This is a genomic window from Labedella endophytica, from assembly GCF_003990045.1.
GTDB lineage: Bacteria > Actinomycetota > Actinomycetes > Actinomycetales > Microbacteriaceae > Labedella > Labedella endophytica.
In genome coordinates, this window is the sequence record NZ_RZGZ01000002.1 from 151958 (window position 1) to 162911 (window position 10954).

Consider the following 10954-nt stretch of genomic DNA (forward strand, 5'->3'; position numbering starts at 1 on the left):
ATGCACAAGGGAGAAGCTCAGTGTCAGAGCAGGATTTCGACGTCGTGGTGCTCGGAGGCGGCAGCGGCGGATATGCCGCAGCGCTCCGCGCCAGCGAGCTCGGATTCTCGGTCGGACTGATCGAGAAGGACAAGGTCGGTGGCACCTGCCTCCACCGTGGCTGCATCCCGACGAAGGCGCTCCTCCACGCGGCCGAGGTCGCCGACGTGTCGCGCGACTCGTCGAAGTTCGGCGTCAAGACGACGTTCGAGGGCATCGACATCGCCGGTGTCACGAGCTACCGCGAGGGCATCGTCGCCAAGAAGTACAAAGGGCTGCAGGGCCTGATCAAGGCGCGGAAGATCACGACGATCGCCGACGAGGGGCGACTGACGTCCCCCACCACCGTCCAGGTCGGCGACGAGACCATCACGGGCAAGAACATCATCCTCGCGACGGGCTCGTACAGCCGTTCGCTCCCCGGCCTCGACATCGGCGGCCGCGTCATGACGAGCGAGCACGCGCTCCAGCTCGACTTCGTGCCGGAACGCGTCGCCATCCTCGGCGGCGGCGTCATCGGCGTCGAGTTCGCGAGCGTCTGGAAGAGCTTCGGCTCCGAGGTCACCATCATCGAGGGTCTCCCCCACCTCGTCCCCGCCGAGGACGAGGCGATCAGCAAGCTCATGGAGCGCGCCTTCCGTCGTCGCGGGATCGACTTCTCGCTCGGTGTGCGCTTCGCGGGCGTGACGCAGGACGACTCCGGCGTCCACGTCTCGCTCGAGAACGGCACGGTCATCGACGCCGACATCCTGCTCGTCGCCGTCGGCCGGGGGCCCGCGACGTCCGGCCTCGGCTTTGAGGAGGTGGGGGTCGCGATGGATCGTGGCTTCGTCACCACGGACGACCGTCTCCAGACCTCCGTTCCCGGCGTCTACGCCGTGGGCGACATCGTTCCCGGCCTGCAGCTCGCGCACCGCGGCTTCCAGCAGGGCATCTTCGTCGCCGAGGAGCTCGCGGGGTTGAAGCCGGTCATCATTCCGGACATCAACGTCCCGAAGGTGACGTACAGCGATCCCGAGGTCGCGTCCGTCGGACTGTCCGAGGCGAAGGCCAAGGAGCAGTACGGCGACGACAAGATCACGGCCTACGACTACAACCTCGCCGGAAACGGCAAGAGCGAGATCATCGACACGAGCGGCCTCATCAAGGTCGTCCGAGTCAACGACGGCCCCGTCGTCGGCGTCCACATGATCGGCGCGCGCGTCGGAGAGTTGATCTCCGAGGGCCAGCTCGCCGTGAACTGGGAAGCCTACCCCGAGGACATCGCGCCGCTGGTCCACGCACACCCCACTCAGAGCGAGGCTCTCGGAGAGGCCTTCATGGCTCTCGCCGGGAAGCCGCTGCACGCCCTCTGATTCACGACGACCGGCGATCCGGTCGGTAGAGTTGTCACACGAAGTACGGTTTTTGAAGGAGACAAGGTCATGAGCGAATCCGTCAGCCTCCCGGCGCTCGGCGAGAGCGTCACCGAGGGAACGGTCACCCGTTGGCTCAAGAATGTCGGAGACAGGGTGGAGGTGGACGAGCCCCTCCTCGAAGTATCGACGGACAAGGTCGACACCGAGATCCCGTCGCCCGTCGCCGGAGTCATCGAGAAGATCCTCGTCGAAGAGGATGAGACGGTCGAGGTCGGAACCGACCTCGTCGTGATCGGAGACGGTGCCGGGTCCTCCGACGACGCTCCGGCCGAGCCCGAAGCCGCTGAGGAGGCTCCCGCCGAGGAGACCGCACCGGCCGAGACGCCGTCCCCCGAGGACGAGACGCCGGACCAGACCTCCCGTGAGCAGGAGACCGCGGCTCCGGCCGACTCGGACGCCGCTCCCGCGAGCGAGGCCGAGGAGATCGCCCAGGAGGCCGTCTCCGAAGGTATCGACGACACCGAGGACGAGACGGACGCTCCGGCGCCCGCCCCCGCCGCTGCGGCTCCCGCCGCCGTGCCGGCCGCCGCTCCCGCCGCCCCGGCTCCGGCCGCTCAGCCGGCTGCTGCCGCTCCCGCCGCATCCGACTCCGGTTCGGCGAGCGGACCCGGCTACGTGACCCCCCTCGTCCGCCGCCTGGCGAACGACAAGGGTGTCGACCTCGGCTCCGTCACCGGCACCGGTGTGGGTGGACGCATCCGCAAGGAGGACGTCCTCGCGGCTGCCGAGTCCGCGACGACCGCCGCTCCGGCCACCTCCACCGAGGCACCCGCCGTCGAGATCTCGCCGCTGCGCGGCACGACCCAGCCGATGTCCCGTCTGCGCAAGGTCGTCGCACAGCGCGCGGTGGCGTCGATGCAGGCGACCGCCCAGCTCACCACCGTCGTGGAGGTCGACGTCACCAAGGTGGCTGCCTTCCGCCAGAAGGTGAAGGATCGCTTCCTCGAGAAGACGGGCGTCAAGCTCTCCTTCCTGCCGTTCTTCGCTCTCGCGGCCGCCGAGGCTCTGCGCACCTACCCGGTCATCAACGCGACCGTCGACGGTGACTCGATCGTCTACCCGGACCACGAGAACATCAGCATCGCCGTCGACACGGAGCGCGGTCTGCTCACGCCCGTCGTGAAGAACGCCGCCGACCTCGACATCGCGGGCTTCGCCGCCCAGATCGCCGATCTCGCCGAGCGGACGCGCGACAACAAGCTGAAGCCCGACGAGCTCGCCGGCGGAACGTTCACGTTGACGAACACGGGATCGCGTGGCGCCCTGTTCGACACACCGCTGGTCTTCCAGCCGCAGAGCGCCATCCTCGGCACGGGTATCGTCGCGAAGAAGCCCGTCGTCATCTCTGCCGATGGCACGGACTCGATCGCGATCCGCTCGACGGTCTTCCTCGCACTGTCGTACGACCACCGCATCGTGGACGGAGCGGATGCCGCTCGCTTCCTGGTGGCCGTGAAGAACCGCCTCGAGGCCGGCGCCTTCGACGGCTCGCTCGGAATCTAAGGCGCGGTCCCGAACACCTCGCGGATACGCCAACCGGCCTCCGTCCTGATCATCAGGACGGAGGCCGGTTCCGTTTCGTCGGTCGGATCGAGAGCGACGAGGCGGGCATCACCGAGGTCTTGCTGCTGAGTGATGGTGAGGGCGTCGAGCGGGAGCCCGAGCGCGCGGGGCAGATCCCCGGTCCCGTCGCGGCGAACGGTCTCGAGCAGCCTCGACCCCGACTCGAAGACCGTCTCCCAGCAACCGTCCGTGGCGCCGGTCGAACAGCCGGCCAGGGCGTCGAGCGTCCCGCGCGTACCCGCGACGGCGTCGTCGGGATCCGTGGGCGAGGCACTCGACGCGTTCGACGGGCCCGCAGTCTCCGTGGGTTCCGCCGGTGCGTCGGTCGGCTCGTTCGCCGTCTCGCTCAGGGCGGCGCCGGCGGACGATGCCCGCGCCGTCGGCGCGGGTTCGGTCGACGCGGGATCGGCGTCAGAGGAATCCCCCGTCGGGATCAGCGTCGCCACGACGACCGCGACGACGACGGCTCCCCCGGCGGCGACGAGCACACGACGCCGACGACCGCCCTCGGCACTCCGCCACCCCTCCGTCCGATGACGGATCAGGTCGGCTGATCGTCCGATACCCCCGGAGAGAGCGGACGACGCGCCCTCCACGATGCGCCGAGGGGTCGACCGCGACCGCTCCCGCATGCGCGATCGCGGAACGACCGGCGATCCCAGGGAGCGGGCCGCTCGCCCCGCGGAATTCCCCACATCGATCTCGGCTCCCGCGTCGAAGGCCAGGGGCAGCGGATCCGCGATCTCGAACAAGCGCACCTCGACAGCCGTGCGCACCCCCTCAGCGAAGGGGGTTTCTGCTCCCGCCCGGATCTCGTCGGCGACCCGAGCAGCTCGATCCCGGGCCTCGGGGTCCGATACCGCCTCCGCGAGATCGTCGACGAGATCCGCGAAGGATCGAAGATCCCCCGCGGCGCCACGGTGACGATCGCGGCGGTCGACCGAGTCGCTCGCGACGGTGGCGCGCTCGCAACCGAGGAGCAGCGGGCGGCCTCCGGTCCCGATCGCGATCGACGACGCCGACACCGCCCCGTGCACGAGCCCTCGGTCGTGCATGCTCGAGAGTGCAGCGAGCACGGGTGCCAGGACGGTGACGAGTTCTCCTCCGCGCAGACGCACTCCCGCCGAGACGACGGCCGCGAGCGTCTCTCCGCAGAAGTCGAGCACGACCGCTGGCGCCCCGTCGGCATCGAGGCAGACGTCGAGGACCCGCGGGATGCAATCGCCCTCCAGGTGCTCGAGTCGTTCGATGAGCCTCATGGCCCGGGCACCGCCGTCGTCACCGTCGAAGGTCACGATCGACACGCTCGTGCGAGAACCCGGATCGGCGCCGGACGCCGCATGGTGCACGCGACCCCCGTGTCGATCCGGCGCGCGTCGGACGATGCGGTACCCCGCGAGCCGAGGGACGCCGGACGAGGAGCGCTGGGGAGCGCCCCGTGGAGGCGTCGCATCCACCCTCGTCATCGTCCCGTCGGAGGGCTCTGCCGACCGCCTCCGGGGATCCGTCGCCCGTGTTCTCGCGTCCGCATTTCTCGTCATCGCTCGAGGATCCCGGGTCCGCGCGGACCGCGCGCGACGTCGACCACCGACCGTGGAGGATCGGCCGTCCACAGCGCCGACGTCGGCAGGACGACCGGCGCAGCGATCGAGGAGAGATCCGGGGCGGACGAGGGCCGCAGGGAGGGTATTCTTAGGACCATGGCACGCAAGGAACGCGCAGCGAAGGCGCCGAAGGAACCCGGTCGCATCAAGCAGATGGTTCAGGTCTTCCACATGACGCGTCGGTACGACCCGTCCGTGGTCTGGTGGATGATCCTCGGATTCGTCGGCAGCGTCGCGGTCTTCGTGATCGCGGCCGTCCTGTTCTCCCGCGACAGCATCGTCGGAATCGTGCTCTGGAGCGTCGCAGGCCTTCTGGCCGGCGTCCTCGTCACCATGATCATCCTCGGTCGTCGGGCGGAGCGCGCGGCCTACGGGCAGATCGCCGGTCAGCCGGGTGCGGTCGGAGCCGTCTTCAAGGGCTCACTCCCCCGCGGCTGGGCGGGCAGCGAGATGCCCGTCGCCGTCAACGGCAAGACCCAGGACGCCGTCTACCGTGCAATCGGCCGCGGCGGCATCGCCCTCGTCGGCGAAGGCCCCGTCTCGCGCACCCGCCGCATGGTCGAGGACGAGAAGCGCAAGGTCTCGCGCGTCCTCCCGAACGTGCCCGTGACCACGCTCTACGTCGGACCGGACGAGTCGTCCGTTCCGCTCCACCGCGTCCCCCGTGAACTCCGCCGGGTGAAGCCGCAGCTCACGAAGCCCGAGGTGCTCGCCGTGAGCAATCGCCTCAGCTCCCTCGGCAACGCGCTGCCCATCCCCAAGGGCGTCGACCCGTTCAAGGTGCGACCGCAGCGAGCCCGCTGATCACCTGATCGATCGGTCGGCCGTCTGACCGACGGTCAGTACCGGACGAGCACCGTCCCGGCCAACCGGTCGTGCATCCCCCGCTGGTCCGCATCCCAGACGACCGCGGGGATCACGAGCAGCAGCAGCACGGTGCGGACGATCGGGCGCCACGGCCCGACCCACCCACCACCTACGGCGACGACGCGCATGCCGAGGAGCCGGTGGCCGAGGCTCCCGCCGATCGTCGGGATGAACACCACCTGCAGCGTCGCGAAGATCAGCGTGAGCGCGAGACCGTCGATGATGCCGTCGGACGACCGGAAGAACGCGAAGGCCAGGAGGTAGGCAGGGGCCTGGTCGATGAGGAGCGCTGCGATGCGCCGACCCAGTCTGGCGATGCTGAGGCGCCCCGTCGCCGGAAGTCCCAGCCTTTTCCCCGGCCAATCGGATGGGGTTCCTGCGGCGGAATCTCGGGGTTCTGTGGGCACGTTCCGAGTCTATCGACGCGTCCGTAACATGCCGGAAACATAGGTGTCACGGTCGGGAAACCCCGTGTGCCTACGCTGGGGCGAGGCTGCGCCCGTGCAGTCGTTTTCGCAATCAACGATGGAGAGATCGTCACATGTTCAGTGATTCTTCCGAAGTTCTCAAGTTCATCAAGGAAACGGACGTCAAGTTTCTCGACATCCGCTTCACCGATCTCCCCGGAGTCCAGCAGCACTTCAACATCCCTGCTTCGACCGTCGACGAGGAGTTCTTCACCGTCGGCCAGCTGTTCGACGGGTCGTCCATCCGCGGCTTCGCCAACATCCACGAGTCGGACATGCAGCTCATCCCCGACGTGACGACGGCGTACATCGACCCGTTCCGCGTCGAGCGCACGCTCATCCTCGTCTTCGACATCTACAACCCGCGCAACGGCGAGATCTACGCCAAGGACCCGCGTCAGGTCGCCAAGAAGGCCGAGAAGTACCTCGCGTCGACCGGCATCGCCGACACGGCCTTCTTCGCCCCCGAGGCCGAGTTCTACATCTTCGACGACGTGCGCTACTCCGTCACGCAGAACCAGGCGTTCTACACGGTCGACTCCGAAGAGGGCGCGTGGAACACCGGTCGCGAGGAAGAGGGCGGAAACCTCGGAAACAAGACCCCGTACAAGGGCGGCTACTTCCCCGTGAGCCCCGTCGACAAGCAGGCCGACCTGCGCGACGACATCAGCCTCAAGCTCATCGACGCCGGCCTCATCCTCGAGCGCGCCCACCACGAGGTCGGCACCGGCGGCCAGGCCGAGATCAACTACCGCTTCGACACGATGGTGCACGCGGCGGACGACATCCTCAAGTTCAAGTACATCGTGAAGAACACGGCCGAGCAGTGGGGCAAGACGGCGACGTTCATGCCGAAGCCGCTCTTCGGTGACAACGGTTCGGGAATGCACACGCACCAGTCGCTGTGGAACGACGGCACCCCGCTGTTCTACGACGAGAACGGCTACGGCGGCCTGTCCGACATGGCCCGCTGGTACATCGGAGGCCTGCTCAAGCACGCCCCCGCCGTGCTCGCGTTCACGAACCCGACGGTCAACTCGTACCACCGCCTCGTTCCCGGCTTCGAGGCGCCCGTCAACCTCGTCTACTCGGCGGGCAACCGCTCGGCCTCGATCCGTATCCCGATCACGGGAACGAATCCGAAGGCCAAGCGCATCGAGTTCCGCGCGCCCGACGCGTCCGGAAACCCGTACCTCGCGTTCGCCGCCCAGCTCATGGCCGGCCTCGACGGGATCAAGAACCGCATCGAGCCGCATGAGCCCGTCGACAAGGACCTCTACGAGCTCCCGCCCGAGGAGGCCAAGCTCATCCCGCAGGTGCCCGCATCGCTCGGCGAGGCGCTCGACGCCCTCGAGGCCGACCACGAGTTCCTGCTCGCCGGCGGCGTCTTCTCCCCCGAGCTCATCGAGACGTGGATCGACTACAAGCGCGAGAAGGAGATCAAGCCCCTCGCGCAGCGTCCGCACCCCTTCGAGTTCGAGCTGTACTACGGGGTGTAGCTAGATCACTGCGAACTAGCGGGTACAGTCCGCAATGAGTCCGCAAGAGCCCGTCACGGTCCGCCGTGGCGGGCTCTTCCCGTTCTCGGATCCACCCGTGACCCAGTAACAGAACCACCCCTCAGAGCAGCCGGAAAGCTCCCCTGGATTGTGTACGGGGCAACACCCCGACCGAACGCACCGACGACGACGACGACGACGGTGTCACAGGTCTGACGGGAGAGGCCAGCATGAGCGACGAGACGACGCGCCGTCCCTCAAAGGGTCGGAGACGAGGAAGGCCCCAGCATCGTTCGGGTCGATGGGGGCCGTTCGAATACCATGCGCTTCGTCGAGCATGGTCCTCGTGCGCGCTGCGGGCTAAGCCTCACAGCACTCCACAACCGATACGGTTCCTCCACTCCTTTGTCCACCATTTACCCGACATGCGACTTCTGCGGTCTTCGTCAGCCTCATACAGTGTCGCCGGCAGGGTGTCGGCGTTCGGGTCGCTGACTCCCGGTCGCTCCCGCCTCGGATTTGGTAACGATTGGCGCGAATTCTGGACGGGAGCGTCCGTCAGACGTAGCCTCCGCTTAACGGTGATGACGCCTCGACCTGGGGGTCGACGTGCGAACCACCGTTTGGGTGCTGGAGCGGGAGGGCGGCGATTCGGGTTTCGCTGGACCTTCTGCTCCTGTGCTGTCTCGAGCAAGTCACTCTCCGCCCACAGGACGAGAGTCCGCACGCGCGGGTAGATAACTCTGAACTATGCCGTGGTGGGTGGGATGGACGAACAACAGGGGAACGTCGCCGGAGGTATTCATCACATAGCTGTCCCGCGTCACGGCAGCGCTCAAGATCACCTGAGCCGACGGATGCTCCTCAATGAGTGACGCGATCAACCGTCCGATGTGCCGGCTCATATGCCGTCCCCGTCGCCGGTCGCCTGGTCGAGATCTCTCACGTGCCACCCCTCGCTCTGAATCATCAGGGAGGAGCGGGGGTCTTGGCGGCTCACTGAAGTCATTTATCTTGACAGACCCAAGACATTCACGTCTAGTCGTTGCAGACGCTCCGTATTGGCCTACGCAGTTGCGCGCGCGGCGACCGAGCCATCTTCGAGATCACCTCTTGGGAGTATGCGGTGTTCCCCTGCCGCCAAGGGGTTCTCTCGTTCTAATGGGCCTCGTCGGGCAGGCTCGCGATCCAACGCCGCAGTTCTTCCTCTTGAAACAGCGGCTTTGATCCGAAGTAGCGCGGGCCTAGTTGGTGTGTATTGATCGCCCTATAGAGGGAGGATCTACCAACTCCGCACGCGGCCGCGGCTTCGTCGATCGTGTATGCGATCTTTGGTACTCCCAGAGCTTCCCTGAGCTCCTCTCGCACGATCTTCCGCATCATCGCGACGCCGATCGGCAGAGGCGGTTCGATCTCGACGTCTGGATTTGGCTCACGTCGGCGTTCGGGAGTGAAGGCCCGCGAGACCTCGGGATGGGTTTCCCTTTGGATATGAAGGACCGTCTCACCCAGCCATGACTTCTCTGGCGTGTCTAAATCGCGTTCAGTCCGCAAAGCGTCCGCACGAGCCTCCATCGGCAACCACCGACCCCTAACAGTCACAACGCCCGTTTCCCCGTACCGCGAGCTACACGAAGGCACAACTACCCCCGACGACTTCGAGCTGTACTACGGCGTCTGATCCGTCAGGTTTCCCGCTGTTCGGTCGGCGGCGCGTCAGATGTCGAGGTCGAAGAGATCCGAGTCGGATCGGCGCCCGGTCTTCGGCGCCGGCCGGAGGTCGGCCCGCGTCAGCGTGCGCAGGTAGGTGTCGAGCGCGTCGAATTCCTCCGACCACTCCGGGTCGGGCTCGTGCCACGACTGGGGAACCGAGAGAACGTCGTTCCCAACGCCCACGACGAGATCGGCGAACGCCTTCTCCGAGGTTCCGTCGAGGGCGATGGGGATCCGCACCGCCTCTGCTTGTGCGCGCTTGGCCAGCGCCGCGGTGAGGTCGACGAGCACCTCGGCTATCCGGTCCGTCGTGGTCACGGTCTCGCCGGCGTACGTGATTGCTCGCATGCTCTCAGCCTCGCGCATTCGAACCGCGGATCCGGGGCCTTGCAGGCCGGCGCGGACTCTGGCACGCCCGAACGGCCGGCGGACCGGGCCGCGTTCGGATCCCGGACGGACACGTCACGTCACCCAGCCCCCGATCGGGGGAATGTGAGATGCCCTCACGTCTCTTAGACTCGACGAGGCGCCATCCAACGATCAGACGGTCATCACGACCCGTCCCGACCGCTCGGGCGCAGGGGATATTCCGGAAGGGGACCACGCAATGACCTCGAGTCTCGAGACAGCAGCGCCGAAGAAGCGGTTCAAGGGCCTCCAGGGCCTGAGGTTCTTCGCCGCCGTCAGTGTCGTCGCCCACCACTCGATGTTCTACGCCCACGAGCGCCTCGACGACGGGTTTCCCGTCTGGGGCATCGGGGCCGTCGAACTCTTCTTCGCCATCAGCGGTTTCGTCGCCGTGGTCTCGTCGCGATCGGTCCGCGACCGCGTGGACGGGTGGAAGTACTACGTCGTGCGGCGCGGAATCCGCATCCTCCCGATGTATTGGCTGGCGACGACCGTCAAGCTCATCACCCTGTTCGCACTCCCGGCCGCGGTCCTCCACGCCGAGCTGAATTGGGGCAACATCGGCCTGTCGTATTTCCTGCTTCCGTCCGAGAACATCGACGGGACGATCGCCCCCCTCCTCGGCGTCGCCTGGACGCTCCTCTACGAGGCGTTCTTCACGATCGTCTTCATGCTGGCGCTCCTCGTACCCAGGGTGAACCCGTTCTGGTTCTCCGGCATCGTCCTCTCACTCTTCGCCCTCGGTTCGCTGTTCCGACCGGAGGACTACAGCCCCTTCGCCGTCTACTTCGACCCGATCCTGCTGTATTTCGTCATCGGTATGGTGATCGGGCGATTCGCCCAGTCCCGCCGGGTGCGACCCCTTCTCCTCGGCCTCGCCGTGGTCGTCGCGCTCCACGTCGTCACCGATCTCCCCGGCGGCGTCAACCTGGAGCAGCAGATCCGCCTCGTCGTGATCGCCGGGCTCCTGATCGGCGTCATGTTCGCCGAGCCGTGGCTGGACAAGCACGCTCCGAACATCCTGGTCCACCTCGGCAACGCCTCGTTCTCGCTCTATCTGATCCACCCGATCGTCGCTCCGGTCGTGCCGGAGGTCCTCAACATCATCGGGCTCCAGTGGCCGATCCTGTCGACGATCCTGTCCGTCCTCGGCGCCCTCGTCGCCGCGCTCATCCTCTACCGGTTCGTGGAGAATCCCGTGACGCTGTTCCTCCAGCGGAAGCTGCGCTACGGCACGATCCCGAGAAAACCGGCACGCGCCCCCTCCGACGCGGCCGACGTCGGGGGCGGAGAAGCCCGACGGACGGAGACCGGAGAGACCGATCACGCTCGGCGGATCGCCCGGCACGGGTCGCGCTAGCGGCGCCCCCTGTCCA

9 protein-coding genes are annotated in these 10954 nt (G+C 67.1%); 5 read left to right on the plus strand and 4 right to left on the minus strand.

Translation table 11 applies throughout. From position 1 onward, the window contains the following. Positions 1–20 precede the first annotated feature (20 nt). Positions 21–1394 carry a dihydrolipoyl dehydrogenase gene (gene lpdA / locus ELQ94_RS04245; RefSeq protein ID WP_127047566.1) on the plus strand — a complete coding sequence of 458 codons (1374 nt, stop codon included), beginning with the start codon at positions 21–23 and terminating at the stop codon, positions 1392–1394. A gap of 69 nt (positions 1395–1463) precedes the next feature. Further along, the gene (gene sucB, locus ELQ94_RS04250; protein ID WP_127047568.1) at positions 1464–2960 is read left to right on the plus strand and encodes a 2-oxoglutarate dehydrogenase, E2 component, dihydrolipoamide succinyltransferase; all 1497 of its coding nucleotides are present in this window, start codon (positions 1464–1466) and stop codon (positions 2958–2960) included. Here the strand turns inward: sucB and ELQ94_RS04255 are convergent. Beyond that, entirely contained in the window at positions 2957–4315 is a 1359-nt protein-coding gene (locus ELQ94_RS04255; protein WP_127047570.1) for a serine/threonine-protein kinase, read from the minus strand. The two genes, sucB and ELQ94_RS04255, sit on opposite strands and share 4 nt — an antisense overlap. Before the next feature lie 405 nt (positions 4316–4720). Here ELQ94_RS04255 and ELQ94_RS04260 point away from each other — a divergent pair, with 405 nt between their 5' ends. Further along, the gene (locus ELQ94_RS04260) at positions 4721–5428 is read left to right on the plus strand and encodes a DUF4191 domain-containing protein (protein WP_127047572.1); all 708 of its coding nucleotides are present in this window, start codon (positions 4721–4723) and stop codon (positions 5426–5428) included. A 35-nt stretch (positions 5429–5463) separates the two neighbouring features. Here the strand turns inward: ELQ94_RS04260 and ELQ94_RS04265 are convergent, their stop codons facing one another. Beyond that, a complete protein-coding gene (locus ELQ94_RS04265) occupies positions 5464–5898 on the minus strand; it encodes an RDD family protein (protein ID WP_127047574.1) in 435 nt (144 codons plus the stop codon). 134 nt (positions 5899–6032) lie between these two features. Between ELQ94_RS04265 and glnA the strand changes: the two genes are divergently transcribed. Then, positions 6033–7457 (plus strand): type I glutamate--ammonia ligase, encoded by a 1425-nt coding sequence (gene glnA / locus ELQ94_RS04270; protein ID WP_127047576.1) that lies wholly within the window; start codon positions 6033–6035, stop codon positions 7455–7457. A gap of 1158 nt (positions 7458–8615) precedes the next feature. Here the strand turns inward: glnA and ELQ94_RS04275 are convergent. Both ELQ94_RS04275 and ELQ94_RS04280 read right to left on the minus strand, forming a co-directional pair. Next, positions 8616–9032: a helix-turn-helix domain-containing protein gene (locus ELQ94_RS04275; protein ID WP_166404652.1), complete on the minus strand. Its 417-nt coding sequence runs from the start codon at positions 9030–9032 to the stop codon at positions 8616–8618. Between the two features lie 141 nt (positions 9033–9173). Then, the gene (locus tag ELQ94_RS04280) at positions 9174–9518 is read right to left on the minus strand and encodes a hypothetical protein (protein WP_127047580.1); all 345 of its coding nucleotides are present in this window, start codon (positions 9516–9518) and stop codon (positions 9174–9176) included. 259 nt (positions 9519–9777) lie between these two features. Between ELQ94_RS04280 and ELQ94_RS04285 the strand changes: the two genes are divergently transcribed. Next, complete coding sequence (locus ELQ94_RS04285) at positions 9778–10938, plus strand: acyltransferase family protein (RefSeq protein ID WP_127047582.1); 1161 nt, start codon at positions 9778–9780, stop codon at positions 10936–10938. Positions 10939–10954 lie beyond the last annotated feature (16 nt).